The 22,664-nt window shown below is 66.3% G+C and carries 17 protein-coding genes; 11 read left to right on the plus strand and 6 right to left on the minus strand.

The genetic code is table 11. The annotated features are described in order from the left end of the window. Positions 1 to 142 precede the first annotated feature (142 nt). A complete protein-coding gene (locus tag FKO37_RS35770; RefSeq protein ID WP_238607396.1) occupies positions 143 to 1,192 on the plus strand; it encodes an NAD-dependent epimerase/dehydratase family protein in 1,050 nt (349 codons plus the stop codon). Positions 1,193 to 1,208: 16 nt separating this feature from the next. Here FKO37_RS35770 and FKO37_RS35775 read toward each other — a convergent pair whose 3' ends face one another. After that, positions 1,209 to 2,513 (minus strand): hypothetical protein, encoded by a 1,305-nt coding sequence (locus tag FKO37_RS35775; RefSeq protein ID WP_238607397.1) that lies wholly within the window; start codon positions 2,511 to 2,513, stop codon positions 1,209 to 1,211. A gap of 1,856 nt (positions 2,514 to 4,369) precedes the next feature. Between FKO37_RS35775 and FKO37_RS47815 the strand changes: the two genes are divergently transcribed. From FKO37_RS47815 to FKO37_RS35805, 7 genes are all read left to right on the plus strand, one after another. Next, complete coding sequence (locus FKO37_RS47815) at positions 4,370 to 4,522, plus strand: FxLD family lanthipeptide (protein WP_374204427.1); 153 nt, start codon at positions 4,370 to 4,372, stop codon at positions 4,520 to 4,522. Between the two features lie 207 nt (positions 4,523 to 4,729). Next, the gene (locus FKO37_RS35780) at positions 4,730 to 7,585 is read left to right on the plus strand and encodes a lantibiotic dehydratase (protein ID WP_238608385.1); all 2,856 of its coding nucleotides are present in this window, start codon (positions 4,730 to 4,732) and stop codon (positions 7,583 to 7,585) included. Next, positions 7,582 to 8,673 (plus strand): lanthionine synthetase C family protein, encoded by a 1,092-nt coding sequence (locus tag FKO37_RS35785; protein ID WP_238607398.1) that lies wholly within the window; start codon positions 7,582 to 7,584, stop codon positions 8,671 to 8,673. The genes FKO37_RS35780 and FKO37_RS35785 overlap by 4 nt, the downstream gene beginning before the upstream one ends. A gap of 9 nt (positions 8,674 to 8,682) precedes the next feature. Next, complete coding sequence (fxlM, locus tag FKO37_RS35790) at positions 8,683 to 9,900, plus strand: methyltransferase, FxLD system (RefSeq protein ID WP_238607399.1); 1,218 nt, start codon at positions 8,683 to 8,685, stop codon at positions 9,898 to 9,900. A 169-nt stretch (positions 9,901 to 10,069) separates the two neighbouring features. Then, a complete protein-coding gene (locus tag FKO37_RS35795; protein WP_238607400.1) occupies positions 10,070 to 11,002 on the plus strand; it encodes a helix-turn-helix transcriptional regulator in 933 nt (310 codons plus the stop codon). A 91-nt stretch (positions 11,003 to 11,093) separates the two neighbouring features. Further along, positions 11,094 to 11,975, plus strand: coding sequence for a Scr1 family TA system antitoxin-like transcriptional regulator (locus FKO37_RS35800; protein ID WP_238607401.1), 882 nt, complete (start codon positions 11,094 to 11,096; stop codon positions 11,973 to 11,975). A gap of 413 nt (positions 11,976 to 12,388) precedes the next feature. Then, complete coding sequence (locus FKO37_RS35805; protein WP_238607402.1) at positions 12,389 to 12,688, plus strand: hypothetical protein; 300 nt, start codon at positions 12,389 to 12,391, stop codon at positions 12,686 to 12,688. A gap of 152 nt (positions 12,689 to 12,840) precedes the next feature. Here FKO37_RS35805 and FKO37_RS35810 read toward each other — a convergent pair whose 3' ends face one another. The 5 genes from FKO37_RS35810 to FKO37_RS35830 form a co-directional block, all read right to left on the minus strand. Then, on the minus strand, positions 12,841 to 13,821 hold the full coding sequence (locus FKO37_RS35810) for a hypothetical protein (protein ID WP_238607403.1): 981 nt from the start codon (positions 13,819 to 13,821) through the stop codon (positions 12,841 to 12,843). Positions 13,822 to 14,528: 707 nt separating this feature from the next. Next, complete coding sequence (locus tag FKO37_RS35815; protein WP_238607404.1) at positions 14,529 to 15,509, minus strand: peptidoglycan DD-metalloendopeptidase family protein; 981 nt, start codon at positions 15,507 to 15,509, stop codon at positions 14,529 to 14,531. Positions 15,510 to 15,545: 36 nt separating this feature from the next. Then, positions 15,546 to 16,493: a replication-relaxation family protein gene (locus tag FKO37_RS35820; protein WP_238607405.1), complete on the minus strand. Its 948-nt coding sequence runs from the start codon at positions 16,491 to 16,493 to the stop codon at positions 15,546 to 15,548. Between the two features lie 55 nt (positions 16,494 to 16,548). Then, positions 16,549 to 17,811, minus strand: a complete 1,263-nt coding sequence (locus FKO37_RS35825; RefSeq protein WP_238607406.1) for a type IV secretory system conjugative DNA transfer family protein — start codon at positions 17,809 to 17,811, stop codon at positions 16,549 to 16,551. Between the two features lie 183 nt (positions 17,812 to 17,994). Further along, complete coding sequence (locus FKO37_RS35830; protein WP_238607407.1) at positions 17,995 to 19,227, minus strand: hypothetical protein; 1,233 nt, start codon at positions 19,225 to 19,227, stop codon at positions 17,995 to 17,997. A gap of 238 nt (positions 19,228 to 19,465) precedes the next feature. Between FKO37_RS35830 and FKO37_RS35835 the strand changes: the two genes are divergently transcribed. The 3 genes from FKO37_RS35835 to FKO37_RS35845 are packed head-to-tail and all read left to right on the plus strand — an operon-like array spanning position 19,466 to position 22,639. Further along, positions 19,466 to 20,551 carry a tyrosine-type recombinase/integrase gene (locus FKO37_RS35835; RefSeq protein ID WP_101434546.1) on the plus strand — a complete coding sequence of 362 codons (1,086 nt, stop codon included), beginning with the start codon at positions 19,466 to 19,468 and terminating at the stop codon, positions 20,549 to 20,551. Between the two features lie 4 nt (positions 20,552 to 20,555). After that, the gene (locus tag FKO37_RS35840) at positions 20,556 to 20,867 is read left to right on the plus strand and encodes a helix-turn-helix transcriptional regulator (RefSeq protein ID WP_101434545.1); all 312 of its coding nucleotides are present in this window, start codon (positions 20,556 to 20,558) and stop codon (positions 20,865 to 20,867) included. After that, entirely contained in the window at positions 20,864 to 22,639 is a 1,776-nt protein-coding gene (locus FKO37_RS35845) for a hypothetical protein (RefSeq protein ID WP_101434544.1), read from the plus strand. The genes FKO37_RS35840 and FKO37_RS35845 overlap by 4 nt, the downstream gene beginning before the upstream one ends. The last annotated feature ends 25 nt before the right edge of the window (positions 22,640 to 22,664 follow it).

Consider the following 22,664-nt stretch of genomic DNA (forward strand, 5'->3'; position numbering starts at 1 on the left):
AACGAGGTCGAGCCGCCAGCGGCGCGCGGGCTGCCGTGGCCGCAAGCGGCGACTCGTCCGCAGCCTCAACGGGTGGCGCTCACCGAGTGGCGGTGCGCATAGGCCTGTAGCGGGCCATCATGGCATCCGTCAGGATGGCGGCATGGCTCGTTTGCTGGTCCTTGGCGGCTCCTGGTTCCTCGGCCGCACGGTAGTGGAAGATGCTCTCGCCGCGGGGTGGGAGGTCACCACCTTCCGACGCGGGCAAGCCGGGAACGATGTCCCCGGTGTCACCCTCATCCGGGGGGATCGCACAAAGTCGGAAGACCTCAATCGACTCGCTGCGGCCGGACCGTGGGATGCCGTCGTGGATACCAGCAGCTTCGTCCCCCGCGAGACTCTCGCCATCGCCACGGCCCTCGCCCCAGCCGTGGGTCGCTACGTGCTGATCTCCACCGTGTCGGTGTACGAGGGCTGGCCGGTCGAACCGCTCACGGAGAACTCGGCTGTGCTGGAGTGCCCCAGCGATGCCGGACCCGACTTCGGTTACGACGGCGATCCCGGCCCCTCAACCTACGGCTTCGGCAAGGCCGGATGCGAACGCGCCGTTGCCGAGGTCTTTGGCCCCGACCGCACCGTGCTGCTGCGGCCCGGCGTGATCCTCGGGCCCTATGAGTACGTCGGGAGGCTTCCCTGGTGGCTGCACCGTGTCGCGCGCGGCGGCAGGGTGCTTGCACCGGGCCAGCCCAGCAGGAGCGTCCAACCTGTCGATGTCCGCGACGTGTCCGCCTTCGCCCTGCACACCGCGAAGGCGGACGGGCCGGTCGGCACCTTCAACGTAACCGCCAGCGGAGGGGAAACGATGTCTGACTTCCTGACCGCCTGCCAGCGCGTGACCGAATCGGATGCAACCTTCACCTGGATCACCGACGAGGACTGGCTCGCCGCCCAGGGCGTCGCGCAGTGGACCGAATTGCCGCTCTGGCGCACCTACCGTGGTGCTTGGGCCGTCGACTCCGCGAAGGCTCGTAAGGCAGGCTTGACTACCCGACCACTGTTCGACACCGCGACCGCGACCTGGGCATGGCTGCGCAGTGGCACAGGCACCGTTGAACACGAGCGCGCCAGCGAGCAAGGCATCGATCCGGACAAAGAGCGCACGATCCTCGATGCATGGGACGCGCACGAACGCAGCCGCAACTTCGCCAGGTAAGCCAGTTTGCTGTCCGCTAGTTCCCGGACGGCAAGGCCGGACGGGCAGTCATGCGGGCAAGGCTCGCGGCGGTGAAGTCCTCGATGTCCTCGCCGATATGCGCGGCCTCGATCGCGCCGCGGTAACGGGTTTGACCGAGCATGCGGCCAAGAGAGGACAGCCGTTGCGTGATGGCTTCGGTCCGCCGAGCTGGCTCAAGCGCGAACACTGGCACCAGCGCGTCCTGGGTGCCCGCGAGATTGCCGTGCAACGTTCGGGCTGTAGCAAGGTCTACCTGCGCACCCAGCGCACCTGCACCCCACCGCTGTTCCCTGGGCATCTGACCAAACAACGCGATCGCACGGCTAGCTTCGGTTTCAGCGCGCCGACCGTCGCCAAGCGCGACGTAGACAGCGCCACCGCACAATGCTGCGCGCGAGCGGTCGAAAGCGAGTTCGCCGCCGACCTCGTCCAGGAAGCTGTCATCACCCGCGCGATCAAGCTCAGTCGCCGCTGCGTCAAGTGCGGACTGTGCCTCGTCGCGAGCGCCGCTTAGCGCAAGAGCGCGCGCGTGAACGCTATGCAACCGAGCGCTGGCCGTCCCCGCCGGCGAGTCCTCCAACGCTCCCTCCGCAATGGCCACAGCGCGACGCGGGCGGCACCACAAGGCCACAGTGACCTGCAACGCACGTGCCCACGCGCGCAACGACGGGTGATCGATGATGCTGCCGTAGGTGTAGGCCGCGCGCGCCTGTTCTTCGGCGACGTCGGCATTTCCGAGATCCCACGACACCGAGGACAGCAGTCCGCATACTTGCCCTGCGAGCAGGTACAGTTCCGCTTGCTGCCGGGGTTTGTGCGTCCGGTCGAGCTGCTTGTAGATCGTGTCCCTTTGCTGCAATAACTCGGTCAGCATGGTCAGGGGCGGCGTCACGTAGTAATCACGGGCTGCTTGTCCGGCTGCAGCGTGCAGCTGTTCCAGCGCGGATGGGTCAATTGCCGAGGACGACTCGATAGCGTGCTCGGACGACTCGCGAGCGGCGTTCACCATCAGTTCCTGTTCGCTCCGTGGGGACTTGCGGTGAGAGGCAAGCTCTGCCTTCGGCGGACCGAGCAGCTCTTCCGTCGGCTCGTCGAACCAGCACTCCAGCACTCGGCGGGACTCCGCGCGAGGGCTGCCGGGATCACCTCGCAACCACCGCTTCGCCGAACGCTCCGAGGTGTGCGCACGAATTCCTGCATCATCCGCCTGCTCGGAGAACTGTCGTACGAAATCGCTCAGCGACAGATTCCGCGCGAACAGCAGCTGCTCCAACCGCGTACGCGGCGATCGATCGGCCATCCCGTGTGCCTCCTCTCCATCCACCGTAGCTAGCAATCATCGATCGCGCGCGAGTCAAGCGCCAGTGGCCCCGAATCGGCCGCAAGTGGCCTCTGTTTGGCCCGAAACGGCGGGAGGGCCCTGCCTGGCCTCAAACCAGCCGCAAATGGCCCCAGTTTGGCCTCCACATGCGCCCCGGCTTCGTCCGATGGTCATTACCAGCACGAACGCGACCGGACATCCGGAAGGAGGCTGTGGCATGCAGGCATTGGCTCAAGTGCTCAACGAGTCTGCATACGGCCTGTGCTCAGGCGACGCTGAGCAGCGTCGGGATGGCCGGGGCGCACTGGCTCCTTCGATACGTCCCGTGTGGGTGACCTGCCAGGACGGGCTGGACCATCTGGTCAACGACGACGATATGGGCAGGGCGATTTCTTCGGGCCAGGCACCTGGCTTCCGCACGCTTTGCGGTCGATCGGTGGTTCCCGCGCCGATGATCTGCCCTCCGTCTCCACAGTGCCTCCGGTGCGTGACCCGACGAGACCGCAGTCAGTGGCGGTTGCAGATGACGTCTGCCGCGCACGGGGCCGCGCGACACCGTGCGCCCGGCCTCATGAGCAAGATTCTTGAGGGCATTCAATGCCACCTGGCCTGTTCCTCGCCCGCTGGGCGGCACGCCGCAGACTCCAAGCGAAACAGCCAGGTCTTGCCCACGGCGATGTCGGAGTGCGGCTTCCTCCGGCTTCGCCGCGTACCAAAACCCGCTTCACCGAAAATCGAATACTTGATTGACAAACTGGCGAAGGTCGACGGGCACGCTACTTCTGACGTCGGAAACGGGTCCGCTGCCGACCAGCATGAATTCAGCGGCAACGATCATGACCATCGCTGGCGGCGTACCGCGTGGCACGCAGGTGCGTCACCAGCAGCGCATGGTGTAAGCGGGGTTGATCGCCTGCTGGGCAAGAGCGCTCCTTGCCATCGTGTGTTTCTGCGGGCGCGGACGAGCGCACGGCATGAATTCTCCCAGTTTGCCGTCAGCTCGCGCCCGCAGGGGGCCGCGCGGCCCGCAACGCCCACCGCGCGGCCCCCCGCACAGCAAGGAAGAAATCTGACCTTGCCTCTCGCCGAGCAATTCGCCGCCAGCAACCGAAGCCAGCGCCGGTCGTTCCAGGCGAGCAGAACAGCTGACCACGCTGCGGTTACAGCGCTTCCAACGGCGATGCAGGCGCGGCTGGAACGGACTGCCCTGGCAAACACCGGCCGAGTCCCTCCACGGTCGAACTCGACACCGGAGAAAAGGAGTCATGAATGTTAGAATGGGGTTTATTTGCTCTTTTCGCATTAGTGTTCGCGGTGCGGATCGTGTTGCTGGTCACGGATAGGCCCAGTCCGTCGGGGACCGATGCGCAGCAGCGTGAGCGAGCCCACCAATGACGGCAATGAATCCAACGCTCCCGAAAGAGGCTGATCTGGCTCCTGTCCGGACCGACAGCCCTGCGATAGAGGCACTCCTCGACTTCCTCTGCACCTCGGGGCCCGCGCCGCGCTGGCCGGGCGACAACGACAATGATGATCTCGTGCTGAGTGGCTCGACCCGTTGGCTTCCTGGATATTTCAGCCCATCATTACACGCTGTAGATCCATCCCCGGCACCTCATTTGCTGTTTCGCGGATTGTATATCCGGTGGGCAGTGTGCGGCGCTCCGGCCACCGATATCGAGGTCACTGCAGGCAAGCTGCAGTGTGAGAAGTGTCAGGCGATGGTCCGCGGTCGCTACCTTCAGCGCCACCTGATGCCGACCTGCTGATACCCACTTCGCATTATGTGAAATGCGAAGCAAAAACTGATCGAGAACAGTAAGGGGGTGACTTCGATGACTGCTAGTTTGATTGATGCACCAGAGAACGAGTTCGAGCTGGATGTGCGGGTCGAAACCGATCGGGTGCGGAGCGAGGCGATGGCCTGCCAGACAGATGACGGATGCGGCCAGACATGCCAGATTTCGGCATGCCATTCGCAGCGGTGACCCCGCGGGCGGGTCAGGCTTCCCCGACGCCTGCCCCGCCCGCGGCCATAGTCTTGCCCCTTCACATCCCGGAGGTGCTCAGCCTTGTTTGAAATGGACTATCAGCACTGCGGTGCCGCATTGCTGCGTGCCTCCGCGCAACAGATCAGCCCAGCTCGGTGGCCGGACCTGTCGAGCGAACCGGACTGCCGGGCGTGGCTGGCAGAAATGTGGCCCGCCGTCTCGGCTGCCGTGGCACACGCAAGCCCCGCACTCGCTGACGGAGTCGAAACAATCCTACGGGGGCGGCGGAGAGCGCCAAGAGAAGTACGCAGAACAACAATGGGATTGTTGCGGTACGTCCTGCGGTTCGGTCGCTCAACCCCGTTCGGTCTATTCGCTGGGGTCGGTCCTGTCACACTCACCAGCCGAGCGACGGTCCGTTTCGGCCACCATCATCGGGCATTAGCCCGACCGGATAACCGGTGGCTGCGCGAGGTGACCGCACGGTTAGAAGCATGCCCAGGCTTGCTGGCGCAACTGGACGTCGTCTTCGACGATGCTGCCGAGCACCGCGGCGACCGGATGGTCCGCACGGGAGCGGGCATGGTGAGCATTCGCTATAGCCGGGCCGTCGAGTTCGTCCGAACTCGCAGCAGCAGGCCGGTGCGCGTCGCTGAGCTGGTTAGCGAACTGGCCACGGAGTTCCCGAACGCGGGCAACCCTACCCGGCTGCTGCATTTGTTGCTGGAGAACGGCTTCATGGTGACGAGCTTGCGGCCACCGAGCACCGTGATCGACCCGCTCGGCTATCTTGCCGAAACCTTGCAAACGCTCGATACCCGTCACCTCCCAATCTCCGCGCTGGCGGCCGAATTGATCGGCATCCACGGTGCGCTCGTCGCTCACAACCGAGAGCCGGATAACGGCGCACGTGAGCGGCTGGTTGCGCGGATGAACTCCGCTGCGCCAGCGGCAAGGGGACCGTTGTCGCTGGATCTGCGCCTGGATGCCATGGTGAGTATGCCGCGGCCAGTGGTGCGCGAGATCGAGCGTACGGCCGCGGTGCTTGCTCGCCTGGTGCGTGAGCACACGGGAACCCGGGCGTGGCGCGATTTCTTCGCCGCATTCTGTGCCCGTTACGGGACGGGCACACTGGTTCCGGTGCGCAATGTGGTGGACTCTGCGGCGGGGGTGGGGTGGCCGCGAGACTATCCATGCAGTCCTTCTTCCAGCGGCCGGCACGTCTTCTCCGACCGCGACGAACTGCTGCTCTCCTGGATCGCCGAAGCAACCGCCCGCGGCGATCACGAAATCGACCTCGACGACGAGAAGGTGCAGACACTGGCCGCTGTCGGCGGCGACCCGGATGCAATTCCCCCGCACGTCGACCTCGGCGCTCGCATCCACGCGGCGGACCTCGCGGCGTTGGAGAGCGGCGAGTACTACTTCACTGTGGCACCGGGGCGGGCAGCAGGCACATTGTCGTCCCGGTTTTCCACGATGGTGCCCGAAAGCGGCCTCGCTGACGTGTTCGCTTCGCTGCCGACCATTACTGCGGACGCGATCCCTGCACAGCTGTCATTTACTCCGCCGTACCCGAGTGCTGAGAACGTGGCTCGCGTACCTCGCTACCTGCCGGATGTGGTCTCTGTCGGCGAGCATCACCAGCACCGCGAGGGCCTTATCAAGGTGGATGATCTGGCGATCACGGCGACGCAGCGACGGCTGCATCTGGTCAGCTTGTCTCGCCGCCGGGTGGTCGAACCGATGGTGCTGCACGCACTGGCCCCAAAGCAGCAACTTCCGCTGGCACGGCTGTTGGGCGAGCTGTCCCGTGCTTTGGACACCGGCTGGATCGGGTTTGACTGGGGTCCCGTCGCGAAGACCGTGCCCTACCTGCCTCGTCTGCGGTACCGGCACGCGATCCTGTCCTCGGCCCGCTGGCGTCTAACCCGTGATGTCCTGCTGGCCGATTCGCTCTCCGGAGACCACGTCGCGTTCGAACGGTGGCGAACAACGTGGCGTTGCCCGGATCGCGTCGAGCTCCGGGATTTCGATCAGCAGCTGCCCCTCGATCTACGGGTTCCCGCGCACCGCGAGGTGCTGCTGCACCACCTGCGCCAGCGCGCGGAAGCGACCCTTGTCGAGGCGCCCCAACCTGGCGCCGACGGCTGGCTAGAGGGCCGTGCCCACCTGGTCGTGCTGCCGCTGGTGTCGCGCCGACCGCCCGACCCCGCCCCGCCGACCGCGTCGATGCCGGTCTTCGGCCGCGACCATGGACACACGCCCGCCTCACCGCGTTCCAAGTGGCTATATGCCAAGCTCTATGTTGCCGAAGCCCAGATGGACTCGCTGCTGGTGCACGAGGTAACTGATCTAGTGTCCGAGTGGGGCGATCGGGACTGGTGGTTTGTGCGGTTTCCTCAGGCCCGAGAAGGGGATGAACCAGACCACCTGCGCCTGCGGGTGAACACCGCTGGGAGTTCCGACACCGCGTTAGCGGCACTGACCGAGTGGGCAGACAGGTTGCGTGCGGAGGGCTCACTCAGCCGGTGGGCGCTGGACACCTACTACCCGGAAATCGGACGGTACCGGGCAATCAGCGAAGCCGAGAGCGTGTTCTCCGCCGACTCCCGTTATGTTCTGGCTCGTTTAACGCACAGGTGTGGCGACGGTTCCTCACCCGTCGCCGTTACCGGCTTATCCCTCTTCAGCCTTGCTGCTGCTTTCCTTGGCAGCAAAGAGTTCGCCGCCGAGTGGTTGCGTGTCCATGCGCCGTCCGCAGTCCCAGATCGCGGCGACGTCGAGCAGGTCGCTCGTCTGGCACGTGCCCTGGCGCGCGCGGAGGCGACGGAACCGGTCGAGGTCGCCGAGACGCTGCGCGAGCGCGAAGAGATGGTGCGACGCTATCGGCTGGCACTGCCAGCCGATGCTGATGTCGATTCCTGCCTTCACGCGTTGCTGCACATGCATCACAACCGTGCCCTCGGCGTCAACCGCGACCGTGAGGCAGCCTGCCTTCGACTCGCGCGGCAAGCTGCGGGAACGTGGCGGGCCACCACGACGGAGCAACGCTCATGACCGCGCAATTTCTTGCCGACGGCCCTTCAGGGCAGGCGTTGTTGGCGATTGAACGTGGCCAGGACGCCCGCGCGTGGCTGACCGAGCTGACGACCGATCCGGTGCTGGCCCATCCCGACGAAGCGAGCCTGTTCGAGGGCGCACCTGCGGTCGCGTTCACCCTCGCCGCAACCCAGCATCAGCGACCGCTGGCGGTGCTCGATCAACACGTCGAACGGATAACCTGGGCCCGGCTGGAGGCCGCCTACTGCCGCATGCGCGCCGGCGAACTGGCCCAGAAGCGGGAATTCGACTTGATCAGCGGGTTGACTGGTCTCGGCACTTATCTGCTGCGCCGCGGGAACGCCAACGAGCTGCTGCGCGAGGTCGTGCGCTATCTGGTGCGCCTGAGCTTGCCGCGCCCCGATGGATTACCCGGTTGGTGGGCCGCAGACGGCCCCACTGGGCCTGGCCCTGCCTGGATCGGCGGACACAGCAACCACGGCATGGCACACGGCATCGCTGGCCCGTTGACCCTACTCGCGCTCACGCTCCGCCGCGGACTCGTCGTCTCCGGACAAGCCGCAGCGATCGACCGCATTTGCTGCTGGCTGGATCGTTGGCGTTGCGGCACGCCACAGCGAGCTTGGTGGCCCGAAGTCGTCACCCGCACCGACTATGACCGCACAGCTATCCGCCAACGCAGACCGCACCGGCCTAGCTGGTGCTACGGCACCCCAGGCATCGCCCGAGCACAGCAAATCGCAGGACTCGCCCTTGATGACCGCGGCCGACAGCGCACCGCCGAGAGCATCTTGGCCTGCTGCGCCACCGACGAAGCTCAGCTCACCCAGCTCGGCGACGTGTCGCTCTGCCACGGGTGGGCCGGACTAGTCCACAGTGTCTGGCGCGCAAGCCAACACAACGACGAACTCGCCGCCGCACTCCCTGACCTCCTCGATCGCCTCACCAGACACCTGGCGCGGCAACCACCGACGCAGCGCGGGCTGCTCACCGGCACTGCCGGGGTGACGTTGGCCCTGCGCGCTGCCCAAACGAACACGCCGCCAAGCACGCAGTGGGATGCCTGCCTGCTGCTCAACGAATAGAGGGAATCCATGAACGACAACGCCCCTTCTCCCGAGGAGCTGCGCAAGAACATGCTCGCCAACGTTCAAAAGCAGGGTTATGCGAAGCTTCCTGAGGTGGCGCGAGTGCTGCGTGAGGTGCCGCGGCACGAGTTCGTGCCCGACGCCAGCCTCGCCGACGCGCACAACCCCTGGCAAGCAGTCATCACCCATCGCTTCGCCGACGGCACCTCACTCTCGTGCGCCTCGGCCCCGTTCGTCGTCGCTCTCATGCTCGACCAGCTCGCCGTCGAACGCGGCAATAAGATTCTTGAGATCGGCGCTGGTACGGGATACAACGCCAGTCTCCTCGCCGAGCTGACCGGCATTGAGACGAACGTGGTCACTATTGACGTCGACCCCGCCGTAACCGAACAGGCCGAGCGGAACCTATCTGCAGCCGGATACAACGGCGTGCAAGTGGTCACCGGCGACGGTGCACTCGGTGTCCCTGAACATGCTCCCTATGACCGGATCATTGCCACCGTCTCCCCATGGGACATCCCCTCGGCTTGGTGGCGGCAACTCAGTCCCGGTGGCCGGCTGGTCCTGCCACTGCGCTGGCGTGGCCAAAGCCGCTCGGTTGCCTTCACCTACCGCGACGGACGGCTGGTCGCCGACTCGATCGAACTGTGCGGCTTCGTCTATCTTGTCGGCGACGACGAAGGCGAAAAATCGGCACCCATCACCGATGACGAGACCATCCAGTTGCATTGGGACCGCGACCAACCGTTCGACATCGACGCCTTGCAGGGAGTTCTCGACCAACCGCGCAGCACCGCCTGGTCCGAGGTCACGATCGCAGGCGACGAGCCGCATGACGGGATCTGGCTGCGGCTGACCGTCACCGACCCACAGGTCTGCCGCATCAACGTCCCCGCCGATGCCAAACCCTCTGTGTGCGACCCAATCTCACCTGGACGCGCACCCGCGCTGGTCGAAGGCGGGTCGCTGGCTTACCTCACGTCCCGCCGCCGCGAGGATGACGGCGGCAGTACGCGATGGGAACTCGGTGCCATTGCACATGGCCCGGATGCAGAACGACTTGCCCAGCGCCTCTGCGACGAAATCCGCGCCTGGTCCGTGCACCGCGACGCCCGCAAGCCCTCTCTCGTCGTCTTCCCGGCTGACACCCCTGACAGCGCCCTACCGGGACCGGCGATCGACAAAACCCACAGCAAACTGGTTCTCGCCTACGAGCCGGAATAACGAGCGGCAGTCCGAGAATCGACATTGGTAAGAATGTATCTACAAGAGGCGCGAGGCTCAGTCATTCAAATGTGAACGAGCGGCAAATTTTGCGTTCAGTTAGCGCGGGAGTCCCAACCCAGCCGCAAAAGATTTCATGGACGACTGACCCGCAGGCGAGGCATGGGGTATGAACGAAACCAAGTACGAAAATGAGCCCAACTGCGAAAGTGGCGCATTACAGCCCTTCACGACCGTGCTTGGCGCGGTCCTGCGCACCACCCGCATCAAGAACGGGTCAGGCTTGCGCGAGGTGGGTCGCGCGATCGGCAAGCACCCGGCGATTGTGTCGAATTGGGAGCGCGGCTCCCGGACACCGCCCTCCGAAGACGTGGCCGGCGTCCTCGGTGCCCTCAACGTCGTCGGCGAGGATAAGACGCGCATCCGTAATCTTGCGGCTGTCACCACGCCGGGCGTCATCGTCACCGGTCGCCAGGATGTACCCCACCACCTGGCGACTCTTATCGACTGCGAAGCCCAAGCCGCACAGGTAACGGTCTGGGAACCCCTCCTTGTTCCCGAACTTCTGTGGGACGAGGACTACGCCCGGGAGACCCTCCTTGCCCTCGGGTACGCTCCGGAGCGCGCAGCCCGGCTCGCTGAGCTGCAAACCGACAGACGTCATCTCCGGGAACAACCACTGCCGATCACCGCTTACCTCGGCGAAACCGCTCTCACCAGAAGGGCCGCCTCGGACCGCGCCATGTGCTCGCAGCTGCGCCGCCTCGCGCAGCTCAACGTGAGCGCAGACGAGCAAATCACCGTTCGGGTCGTACCCTTCAGCAAGATCGCCCTGCACCCCGGACTGTCTAGCCCTTGGGCGATCTACAGCATGGAAAAACGCGCCATCGTCTACCTCGGCCATGTCGAATCCGGAACATTCGTGGACGACCAAGACTGCCACTACAGTCGTGCTGCGGACCAGCTCTCCGACAAAGCCCTCAGTAAGGAGGAATCCACGAAGGCACTGCTGAGCTTCGCTGCGAAGCACGCCCTCAACCAACTCGAAGACAACGATGAACCGCCAGTCGTCTCCTCGGTCGCCACTCGGACTCCGCGGTGACGCCGCGTCTGGGCCACACGGGCGCGAAGGGGGCGGCTTCTCCATTGCGGACAAGCGCCGGCTGCTCGTCGGTCACACACGAGGACAACGAGTGAAGTCGATCCGTCCTCTCATCCGGACCGTTCTGCTCGGCCTCGAATTGCGGGCAGCTCGCGGGGACAAGTGGCGAGGCAGAGAACTGGCCCGCAGAATCGGCGTGAATCCAGCGCTGCTGCACAACTGGGAACGCGGAGAGCGCACCCCGCCGCTGGTGGACGTCGGCTGCATCGTGGGTGCGCTCGGCATCGTCGGCGAGCAGAAGGAACGGATCCTGGAACTGGCGCGGCTCGCCGACACGGACTCGATCCTTCTCGGCCGACGCGGCCAGCCGTACCACGTTGCGACCGCAGCCGTGTGCGCGCGAGCGGCGGCGGAGATCGTGGACTGGCACCCGACGCTCGTGCCGGACATCCTGCAAATACCGAGTTACTCCTGTGCCGTCGCCAAGTACGTCCTCCCGGAACGAACAATGGCCTCCGATCCGCACGCACGTTTCAATGAGAATACCGCTCACCTGAGAAAGATCGGCATCAGCGCCTACGTCGGCGAGTACGCGCTCGTCTGCCCCGTTGGCGACCCGGACGTTGACGTCGTCATGAGGCAACTTCATCACTTGATCAAACTCCAACGAGAATGCCGCGGCATCACCGTTCGCATCGTGCCCGCGACCGCCCACGCCCACTTAGGACATTCGGGTGCGTTCACGACCTTCCGAACCCACAACGCAGACCACCTGATCGTCCACCGATCCCACGGATACAGCGGCTCGTTCACGCTCGACGAAGACGGCTCCTACGCCGACGCCGATAGCCAACTCAGCAAGATAGCTCTCACCGCGGAGGACTCTGTACGAATCATCATCGGGCGTATCAAGAAGCTTCACTTGGCAAGGTCTACCAGGCACGGCGCCAGTCCCGGCAACTACCGGGCATGACCTCCTGGGTACAGACCGGAAGGCATCCCACTGCTTGGGGCATCGAAAAGTTGAACACTCAACCCGTTGATGCCCGACGCTTGTCCGGATAGCAGACGTGGCGGGCCGGACACACACATCCGAGGGAGCAGCATCCGAAGGAAGTCCGGCAGCTGTGAGGTTGGCCAGCCTCGGCGAGTACTTGGCACGGATGACGATCACGATCGATGTCGATGCGGCGGCGATCCTCGCTCATGATCAGTTCGGGGCCGGAGTGCTGCGGTCTGGCCTAAGGGCACAGAGGACAGGAAGATCCTTCGGTTGCGCGGTGACCCGCGGTCGAGGCTGTAGAGCGCGCGGGCCGAGAACGGTGCCAGTGCGGGCCGTCCGAACTATTCCGCGACGCCGAAAAGATCAGACGAGGAGTGGCTGCGATGTACAAAGCCGCGGATCTCGACGAGGACGCAGCAGACCTTTCGATGATGCGCACCGAGCGCAAATGCGGGGAACCGATCCCTGAGGCGGCGTTGGCGGCGGCCGCCCGTTACGTGCAACGTCGCTACCCGAAGGGCCGGATCCCAGAGCAGCTCATCAGGGACTTTCCATCGCAGGTCAACTGCCCGGCATGCCGGATGGAGACCGAATCGAGCAATACGCGGTGCCCCCATTGCGACGTTCCGATCTATCTCCACTGGACTGCGGGGCGCGACGACAACAACGAAATAAATGGATAGGCCCCACCTGTACGCGGGAGCAAGGGCTGGCGCACATGGCGGCTCGTCAAACGGCAGGTATCTAGCAGGTGCCTTGATCTCCGCGCGCGGGCTGCTGCCGACGGGCAGCGAAAGATCCTCATATGTGCGGCTCCGGGAGCCGCGCACCGACATCAGAGGTCATCAGGTTGGCTGGCTGATGGCGGCCTGCTGTCGGAGCCGAGGTCTTGGTCGACGGCGAACATGACCAGTCGTATCTGTGCTTCCAGCGAGGTCTCGACAGACGTCGCTCGATCCAGGAAGGCGAGCATCCGACTTCCGTCGGGCGACAGGATGCCTGGGGCATCGTCGTACTCCGCCGATGCGGCTTCTAGCTCGCCGAGTGCTGAGCGGTGCCGGTTGTCGAGGAGGGTGCTGCGCAGGACAGCTTTCTCCGCAGGTGTCGGACCACGACGCTCGCTTCGCATCCGTTCCAGGATGGCCTTGACGTTAGGCTGCAACAAAGGCATCGACCGATGCCCCGCGTGAGCAGCGACCATACGCGGTGTTGTCATTTCCTCTGCGGCGCGGAGATCGATGTCCGGCAGAGGGGCGTGACCGGTCACCGCCAAGCTGTCCAGGGCAGCCGCGTGACGCTCCTCGCGCTCGCGCATCCTGTCAAGCGGACTCTTTCGTCGACTGGCGGCAAGCGCGGCGATCTCGTCCCGTGCTTGCCGACCACGAACGCCCGGAGAACGAGGCTGACGGTAAGCACCGTTGTTCGCAGCCCGCTGCCGGTTGTTGGCATACCACTGTTCGAACTGCAGGCCAGTCTGCGGGGGTTTACGCGCCGCGGAGAACTCCTCCGCGTCCGATTCGTTGTACCACTTCTTCATCCTGGAGCGCAGGTACTCGGGCAGGGACTCGCCCTCCTGCCGCTGAGGCTGAGGGGTATTTTCCGGCGTCACGCTGAGGCAAGTCAGGATGGCTCGAACGCAGTATCCGGCGTCGTACCAGAACTCCAGCAGCCGGTCGATCTCAGGCTGTTGGCCGGGCGCCAACTTCTCTCCGGCCCGTCCCATTCGTTGCAGCAAGAGAGCAGTCGCCTGGCCCCGTTGGTAGTCATCGCCCGGGATGACGGTGACCGGCCACCCCTTGTCGTTGATCTTAACCACGAGGTACCTCCCTTTGCGCTCACCGCAACGGTATGGCAACGCGGTCTGACGACGACGACCGACACGCTCAGCATTCCTTGATCGTTGAATCGGCCGAGGATCGCGTGGAGAATGCCCAGGTGAATCAGCGCGACACGACGGCGACGCCAGGGCCCCATCAGCAGATCCGGATGCTCGTGGACGACCGGATCCGAGCGGGCGACACCCGTCCGGCCAAGTGGATACGAGCGCAGGCTCGTCGTCAGGTGCTGAACGCTCGTGCGGACTTGCTGGCAAAAGTCTACGGCGGCAAACCTCGGGCGTCGCTGTTCGCTTGGGTGTCTAGGCAGTTCGAGGAGTTGCCCGACGGCTCGCCATGGCCGGAACTGCCTGCTGTCGCGCCCGACGCGCAACCACGCCACCCGCGACGGGCGCAAGCACTTGAGCACGAATGCCCGTCCTGTGGTGCTTCGGTCTCTCAGCCGTGCCGCGGCGGTCGAGGGCCTCGAATCTCAGTCCATAAGGCGCGCCTCGACGTGTCGTCCGCTTGACCCGAACTGGGCAAAGACAGCGCGTTGCCCAGCAAAAGCGAACGACGTACACGAACGAGCTTGTCGCAGCCACTGTGGCGTTGACGATCAGTGACTTCGCGAGCTACTCGCTCGCCACGGTCTCCGCGTTTGGTACGTCGGACCCCGTGTCCGTTGGACGTCGCCGCTAGCGCCTCGCTACGGACCGCACAGTGGAGGCGCGTGTTGTTGCTGGTAGAAAACGACCGGATCTGCGGGCTTGCCGCCAGGCTCGACTTGGAAGTGCACGTGCGGCCCGGTGGATTCGCCGCGGTTGCCGACTTCGGCGATCGGTTGTCCGGCTTGGACGGACTGGCCGACGGCGACGAGATTGCGATTGTTATGCCCGTAGGTGGTGATGACGCCACCGGCGTGTTCGATCCGTACCCACAGGCCGTAGCCGTTGGCCGGGCCGGAGGCGATGACCCGGCCGCTGCTGGCAGCGACGATCGGCGTGCCGACGGGTGCCGCAATGTCCTGCCCTCGGTGGAATTCACCTCCCCTCGGGCCGAAACCCGAACTGCAACGTCCTTGGGCCGGAACGACCCAACTAGCGGCGGTGAGGGATGATGTGGCGGGGGTACAGGAAACACCGGTGAGTGCGCCGGCAATCTGCCGGGCTTCTTGTTCGTGCAGGGCGTATCGCTCGGGGAATCCGGAGCGTTGCACGGCTTGGGCTGCCGGGGCGAGCCCCGTCTGCTGCCAGTTCGGCAACGCGACCAGATGCAAGTAGAACTGCGTTGCAGCATAGGAAGGGTCGAGGATCTGCGCGCGGGTTCCCCATCCCATCGAGGGCCGTTGCTGGAACAAGCCGAGCGAGTCCCGGTCTCCGTAGTCGAGGTTGCGGAGCCGGGATTCGGTGATCGCGGTCGCAATCGCGATCACCCAGCCGTATTCGGGCACGCCGCGTTGTCTGCCGACGGCGACAATCGTTGCGGCGTTGGCGATCTGGTCGGCGTCGTATCCGGCGATGCTTCCGGTCGGCGTGCCAGTGGCAGTGCAGGTGAGTGCGTTTCCGGTGCTGCCGGGGTCGCGGATGCCGTCTGTGCCGAGGACTGCGCCGATGATGGCGGAGAGGAACAGCATCGGCGCGAGGGTCGCGCATCCCGCGGTGACGGCAAGCTTGATGCTGGCTTTCACCGGATCCCTCTCCTTCAACGGATGACAGTGTGGGTGTTAGCGCACGGGGGCTTGGGAGGCGGCGAGATCGGCCAGGCGTTGCCGTTGGTTGCCGCGAAGGGGCAGCCACACAGGTCCGGCTGGGTCGTGCAGTGCGTCGGCGTGGGTGGTGGCGATGTGCCAGCCGACGTCACCGGCGGTCAGCCCGGGCCCGGTCGGGTCGGCAGCGGTGAGGCGGTCGCGGAGATTGGCTTCGCGGATGGGAGATGGCAGGCCGAATAGGACCCAGAAGCCGTGGCGTTGCTGGGTTTTGCGGGCTGGTCGCGGTCCGCCTGCGCGGGCGAGTTCGGCGTATCCGTCGAGCTTCTGGGTCACACGGGTGAGGGGTTCGCTGCCGGTGTCGTGCTCGTAGCAGCCGACGAGCTGGTTGCCGTGCTCGCGGTAGACGATGAGTGCGTCGGGGCGGGCCAGGCCGCCGCAGTCTGCGGCGGCGGAGCGTTCGCCGTGCCACAGCCGGAGTTCGGCGTCGTCGCTGCGGCGGGCGTGCGCGGTCAGGGCAGCGAGGACGTCGTTGATGCCGAGGAGGTGGGCGAGGCGCGGGTCGGTGGCTAGGCGCAGCACTTGTTCGCGGACAGTGTTGGGTCGGGGCGGGGTCTGACCGCGCATGGCAGCGAGGACGCCGTGTCCGGCGGTGCCAAGGGCATAGCGCCATCCGGTGAGGGCTCCGTCGCCGCGCGGGTGACGGAATCGGTCGAGGACGTGCCAGTGCCACAGCCTGAGCAGGCGTCGTTGAGCCCGGTTGAGGCTTGGGTACGGGAGCAGGTCGGCGACCTGGGCGCTGGTCAGCACTCGGTGCTCGCTGAGCAGGTGCAGCAAGTCCCGGTCGCGTTCGGTCAGCCGGGAGGCGAGTTCAACCGGGTCGGATACCTTACCCCTGGGACGGTGACGCCGGACTCGTCCGGTGTTCACTGTGGCGCAGTTGGCGTCGTTCTTGTTGTCGGACATGGGAAACGTTCCTCCGATCGCGAAGCGCGGACAGGAAAGCGGCGGACGGTAGAGGTCAGTCGAATTCGTCGTGGCTGGAATCCGGGTCGGTTGCGGATGCACGGGTGGCGAACATGCGTCGGCTGCGGTCGCGGTCGCGAATCGCGCGCGCGATGCCGTGGGCGCGCGCGGCGGCGCGCAGTTCGTCGGCGCGGCCGTCGATGACCGTTGGCGGGGGCAGGGTCCGCATGGTGAATCCGGGGGTGTCGCGGTTGCCGATCGACAGCCGTACCGCGGCCTGATACGGGGCGAGCCGGGCGAGGTCGCTCGCGTCGAGGTGCGGGCCGACGTGTGCGGCGAGATGCCGGGCGTCGTCAGGGCTCACCCCGAAGAAAGACTTGTTGCGGGCGTTGGCATCCAGCGCTGTCGCGAGTTCGGGAGTGAGCTGGCCGAGGTGCTGGTGGGCGAGGACCCAGCCGAGGTGGTAGCCGCGGGATTCGGCCAGTGCGTCGCCGAGCGGGGTGGGCAGGTGGAGGAAGTTCTGCGCCTCGTCGATCATGACGGTCGAGTCGGCGCGGGTGTGCTCGGGCTGGTGCGACCGTCCGATCGCGGCCTGCCAGAGCGAGGCCACCAGCAGCGATCCGACCATCCGTGCCAAATCCTCGCCTAATTCGCCTTTCGGCAGCCGGGCGAGCAGGATCCCGCCGTCGAGGATGTCGGCGGGAACGAAGCTGGACGTGGCGGTGCCGAACAGGTCCGCGACGAACCGGCGCCCGGTGACCGCTCGCAGTTTGGACAGGACCGGTCCGGCTTGCGCCGCTGCGGCCGCGGGGGTGAGCCGGTCGTAGGAGGTCCAGAATCCGCCGATCCCGACCGGGTCCTCCCTCTTGATCCGGCCGGTGACTTCCTGCCGGTACCGAGCGTTGGTCAGCAGCAACGGAATGTCCGCCAGCGTGGATCCTGGACGCTGGGCGAGGGTGAATGCTGCGGCGCGGAGGGTGTCTTCCACCCGGGGTCCCCATGAGGCGGAGTAGATGCGGTGCAATGTGGACACCAGGTGTTCGGCGACGATCTCGCCGCCGAGTCCGGCCGGGTCGAGCACGTTGAGTGCCGGTGGGGCCTGGGTTTCGTCGGGGTCGATGAGCACGAGCCGTTCGCCGGCGTCACGGGGCATCCGGTCGAGCAGGTCGCGGATGAGGTCGCCGCGCGGCTCGATGACCGCGACACCTCGACCGGCCTCGATGTCGGCAAGAGCGAGCCGCAGCAGCAGGGTCGACTTGCCCTTGCCAGTGGCTCCGGCAAGGTGGAGATGTGTGCGGGCATCGGCGACTGGCAGCACGACTCGACGTGTCGGCCCGGCGTCGGTAACCCCGAGCTGTTTCGGTGTTCTCCGGCGCGGATCGTTCGGCGGGCGGAGCGTGAGCCGGGTCGGGCCGGTCGGGGTTGGGGACTTGGGTTCACGCTGGGTCACTGAAGGTTTTGCGTTAGTGGGCAATGGATCCCCGTTTTCTCCGGCGCTGTGTCAGAGGTGCCGGGTGGCGTCGATCGGCGCGGGAACGCGGCGGGCTTGGCCGTTGGAGAGCGCGTCGGTCCGGGGCGGCAGATGCGCCAGCGCCGCCAGTTCCGTGGCAGAGAGGAGCGCACCGCGCCGCATCCGCCGGGCCTCGATCGCCGCGCGCGGTTTCGACAGGCGGTGGCGCGCAAGGGCATTTCGTCCGGCCAAGAGAGCAAAGGCGCCGAACAGCGAGTCGGCCAGACCGCGAACCCGGTCGGCGGCGTCGGGGCCGTGAGCGGAGGTCGCGGCGTAGTAGCGCAGCGCGACTTCCCATTGCGGCTGAAGCTTTTTCGCTCGGATCTCGCGCAGTTCCTCGGTGTGCTGCGGGTCTAGCCGCCGCGCCAGACGGTCGTCGGCGCCGTGAGAGGCGGCTGTGGATTTGCTGCCGGTGACGATCTCCATCAGCTCCCGAACCAGCACCGACACGAAGCTAGCCAGTGCTGAGCGGCGACCCGGACGGCCGGAATGCAGCCGGTCCACGGTGCGGCGGTACCGGCGCAACCGTCGGCCGACTGCGGGCCGCGCCACGATCTGCACGACGGCGGACTCGCCGTCGGCCAACTGCCCGGCCACGGCCTCTAACACTCGCAACGGATCCGCGGCGTCAGTGCGGGGATCGGGTATCCGCAATGGCAGATGCTCGGGGCGTTCGTGGCGCACGATGCCGCCGGTGACTACCAGCTCTGCTCGTGGCGCGGAGTCCACCGTTGCCGGGCCTGCGCTTGTAGCGCGGTCGAGGACCAAGGTGCCGGGCCAAGCCGCGCGCAGGGCGGCGTCGATCCGGCTGGTCGGTATCGGTGCGGGCAGCCACATGCAGACGGCGAGATCCTCGCCAGCGGCAAGGTGGTATTCGACGGCCAGGTGCGGGAGTCCGGTGACGAGGCGTTTCCAGCGGGGCGGGGCCAGGCCCGGTAGGTCCCACCACAACCGGCGTGCTCCGGCGAGGGCTGCGGCGGGGTCGAGTCCGGCCGGCGGAAGCACGGCGACTAGCCGGGCACCTTTGTGCCAGCGGCGCTGCGCCGATCGCCGCGACTGAACTACTGCCGTGACGGTCACCGCTGCGAGCACGGCGGCCACGATCATCCACACGGAATACTGGATGATCCACGCGGAGGCACCGTCCCATGCCGCTGCAAGCTTGGCGGGCAGCGCCGGGACCGGGTCGAGGAGAGACGCGAGCAGGGGCGGCGGTGTGTTCATGGTTCGAGGTCGTCCTCGTCGTCGGCCGAGATTCCTGCCAGGAACTCGGGGTTGGTTACCGGAACTTCCCGGTGTTCGTCGGTGCTGGCTGTTCTTTGTCGACGCTGGGGCGCTGGCCAGCGCGCTCTCACTCGATGGTGTGGACTCTCTGACATGACGTCAGGATTTCCGACAGGCTGCCGATGTTGATGAGGCATTGTCGTTTCCGTTCAACTCGGGGACACGGTCGGGAGGCGCGGTGGGGCTGGCGGTGGTGCGGTCGCTGCGCGGGCCGCGGAAGCTGAGCACGACCCAGGACCTGGAGGACTTCGAGCAGGAGCTCGTCGATCAGTACCTGCTTGCCTCGATGGGGGCGGGAGTCTGCGACAGCACGGTGAACAACGACCGAGCAGCGATCTTCGAGTTCATCCAATTCCTCGGTCGTCCGGTGTGGACAGCCGAGCCTGCTGACGCGGACCGGTTTCTGGTTCGCCAGCGCAAGGATCTGGGCAGGTCCCGGTTGACGGTGCAGCACAAGGCGTGGGCGATCGGGCACTTCTTCGATTTCCTGATCGGCCGTTATCAGGGCGACATTCACGCGCTCGCCGGGTGTGTGGTGGCGCAACCGATCGACGAGCACAACCGGCCGGCCAAGGCCGACTACGGGACACCTCGAATACCGCCCTCGGACAAGGAAACCGAGCTGTTGTTCACCGAGTGGCGGGACTCGCTGGAGCACGCCCGGAAGTTCCGCACTGCGGCTCGGGACTATCTGGCGGCGTCGTTGTGGCGCCGGGCGGGGTTGCGGATCCAGGAGACCTACATGCTCGACATGCGCGACTGGCGCCGGGATCTGGGCGAGTACGGCAAGCTGCATGTCCGATTCGGCAAAGGAAGCCGGGGACGCGGCCCGAAGACGAGGCTCGTTCCGGCGATCAACTCGGTGGCCGAGTTGCTGGACTGGTGGCTGGTGGAAGTGCGTCACCAGTTCGGCGAGGACTGGGAGCATCCCGACGCGCCGCTGCTGCCGAGTGAGCGCCAGGACCCGCACACCGGATTCTGTGGCCGGGTTGGTGACCAGACGTTGCGGGACGGGTTGGCGGAGGCGACCGGACGATGGCTGCCGGACTGGGCAGGAAGGCTGACACCGCATACATTGCGGCACTACTGTGCATCGTCGCTGTATGCGCGAGGCATGGATCTTAAAGCTATACAAGAGGTTTTGGGCCACTCGTGGCTCTCGACCACGACCGCGTACATCCACGTGGAGTCCGAGCACGTCGAACATGCCTGGGCCAAGGCCAACCAGCGCGTGGCCGCCCGGCTGGGCACCGAGGAAGGGTAGCGCGATGCGCTGGAACCTGCGAATGAAAGCCGCCGAGGCAGGGATCTGGAAGTCCACGGAGATGCGCCGCAGGCTCGCCGAGGCGGGATTGGATATCAGCGCGGGCAAGATGTCGAACCTGTGGATCGGCAATCCCACCACGATCCGGCTCGATGATCTCGACGTGATCTGCGCGGTGCTGGAGTGCGCACCGACTGATCTGCTGATCCCCGAGCCGGAGAAGGTCGCCGCTCGTCGGCCCCGCAAGGCCGACACGGGCACGGTCGCGCCGATCACCCCGCGGCTGGGGCGACATCGATCGGTGCCGCCGGCGTGACCGGGCGTCCCCGCCGCTGCCGGGTGTGCGGGGTGCGTCCCCCGGCGATGCGGGAGGTCCCGTACTGCTTCCAGTGCTGGCCCGGCGGCCCGATCGCCCCGCCACCGTGCCGCAAATGCGGGTCCACAAACGACTATTACACGTCCGGGCTGTGCGCCCGCTGCCACAGCCACGCGCCCGGCGAGAAGTCGCCGCTGTGGCAGTCGCCCGGCACGCTCGCGCGACAAACGGTCGTGGTCGACTCGTGTCTCGACTGCCACGCCTGGGGCGTGACCCGCACCTACGGTTGGCTGTGCGTGGGCTGCCGTAGCTGGCGCGAGAAATACCGACACAAGGGTGTGTGCGACACCTGCGGGAACGAGGTGGCGCTCAACGAGGGCGGGTCGTGCCGGTTGTGCTGCAAGACGCGCAGCCTGCTCGCCCAGGACCGCGACCAGCGGCCCAGCAGCATCAGTCTGGCCGAGGCCAACGTGTTCGGGCAGCAGCTGTTCTTCGCCGGCATGTGGCACCGCGAAGGACAGGGCCAACGGCCCTACGTCAAGAAAACCATCCCACCGAACCTGTCGTTGCTGCACCCGGTGCCCTACGAACAGCTGGTGCTGCTCGAACTGCCGCGGGACCTGAAAGCCGGACTGCGCAAGGGATTCCCACCGCCGCCCGACCCGGCCCGCGAGGCCGCCTGGCACCAGTTCGTGCGCGAGCACGCCGCCGCGCACGGCTGGAGCAGGACCGTCACCGAACGCGCCCAGCGGGCGATCCGGATGCTGCTGGGCATGCAAGACACCCCCGGTGCCGCGATCCGCGCCAGCGACGTCCTGCCCCTCTCGCGCATCCGGCACCCCGTGCGCCCGGTGCTCGACGTGCTGACCGTCGCCGGCATGCTCGCCGACGACCGCGTCCCGCCCACCGAGCGCTGGTTCCAGCTGCAGATCACCGGACTGCCCGAGGACATCCGTCACGAACTCGAGGTCTGGTTCGACATCGCCCGCAACGGCAGCACCACCCCACCGCGATTTCGTCCCCGTTCCGACAACACGGTGCGTTCGCAGCTGGGCTACGCGCTGCCGATCATCCGCGCCTGGGCACGCACCCACCCCTCGCTGCGGGAGATCGGCCGCGACGACGTGCTCGCCGCCCTGCCGCCCAGCGGCAGTCCGCGCAGCAGCACCCTGCAAGGGCTTCGGTCGATCTTCCGGATCCTCAAGGCCCGCAAGCTCACCTTCATCAACCCCACCACGCGCATCAGCGTGCCCACCCCGGACAAACACGTGCCCGCACCGATCGATCTCACCGAGCTGCGCGGCGCGCTCAACTCCGACGACCCGACCCGCGCGGCGTTGGCCGCGCTGCTGGCCTTCCACGCCATCCGCATCTGGCAACTGCTCCAGCTGCAGCTCGCCGACGTGCGCGACGGTCGCCTCTACCTGCCCGACCGCATCGTGCCGCTCGCCGAGCCGGTCCGGGCACGAGTGTCGGCCTACCTGGACTACCGACAACGGACCTGGCCCGACACCGCCAATCCGCACCTGTTCATCCACTACCGCAACGCCAACACCACCACGCCCGCGACCCCGTGGTGGATCCGCAAACGGCTCGGCATGATCGCGCAAGCCATCCGCCAGGACCGCATCCTCGACGAAGCCCACGCCACCGGCGGCGACGTCCGCCAGCTCTGCGAACTGTTCGGCCTGTCCATCGCCGGCGCCTACCGCTACACCAGCAGCGTCGACCACCCCGGCATCGCCGAATACGAACAATCCACAAAGGAATGACGATTCCATAGTTCCCCAACTCCGG

Origin of the sequence: Amycolatopsis sp. Poz14 (assembly GCF_006704225.1) — a bacterium.
In the GTDB taxonomy this organism is placed as follows: Bacteria; Actinomycetota; Actinomycetes; order Mycobacteriales; family Pseudonocardiaceae; genus Amycolatopsis; species Amycolatopsis nivea.

Excerpts from the sequence above, each read along its gene's own strand:
- FKO37_RS35770 (WP_238607396.1), top strand. The coding sequence starts at position 143 with ATGGCTCGTTTGCTGGTCCTTGGCGGCTCCTGGTTCCTCGGCCGCACG.
- FKO37_RS35775 (WP_238607397.1), bottom strand. The coding sequence starts at position 2,513 with ATGGCCGATCGATCGCCGCGTACGCGGTTGGAGCAGCTGCTGTTCGCG.
- FKO37_RS47815 (WP_374204427.1), top strand. The coding sequence starts at position 4,370 with ATGACTGCTAGTTTGATTGATGCACCAGAGAACGAGTTCGAGCTGGAT.
- FKO37_RS35780 (WP_238608385.1), top strand. The coding sequence starts at position 4,730 with ATGTGGCCCGCCGTCTCGGCTGCCGTGGCACACGCAAGCCCCGCACTC.
- FKO37_RS35785 (WP_238607398.1), top strand. The coding sequence starts at position 7,582 with ATGACCGCGCAATTTCTTGCCGACGGCCCTTCAGGGCAGGCGTTGTTG.
- fxlM (WP_238607399.1), top strand. The coding sequence starts at position 8,683 with ATGAACGACAACGCCCCTTCTCCCGAGGAGCTGCGCAAGAACATGCTC.
- FKO37_RS35795 (WP_238607400.1), top strand. The coding sequence starts at position 10,070 with ATGAACGAAACCAAGTACGAAAATGAGCCCAACTGCGAAAGTGGCGCA.
- FKO37_RS35805 (WP_238607402.1), top strand. The coding sequence starts at position 12,389 with ATGTACAAAGCCGCGGATCTCGACGAGGACGCAGCAGACCTTTCGATG.
- FKO37_RS35820 (WP_238607405.1), bottom strand. The coding sequence starts at position 16,493 with ATGTCCGACAACAAGAACGACGCCAACTGCGCCACAGTGAACACCGGA.
- FKO37_RS35830 (WP_238607407.1), bottom strand. The coding sequence starts at position 19,227 with ATGAACACACCGCCGCCCCTGCTCGCGTCTCTCCTCGACCCGGTCCCG.
- FKO37_RS35840 (WP_101434545.1), top strand. The coding sequence starts at position 20,556 with ATGCGCTGGAACCTGCGAATGAAAGCCGCCGAGGCAGGGATCTGGAAG.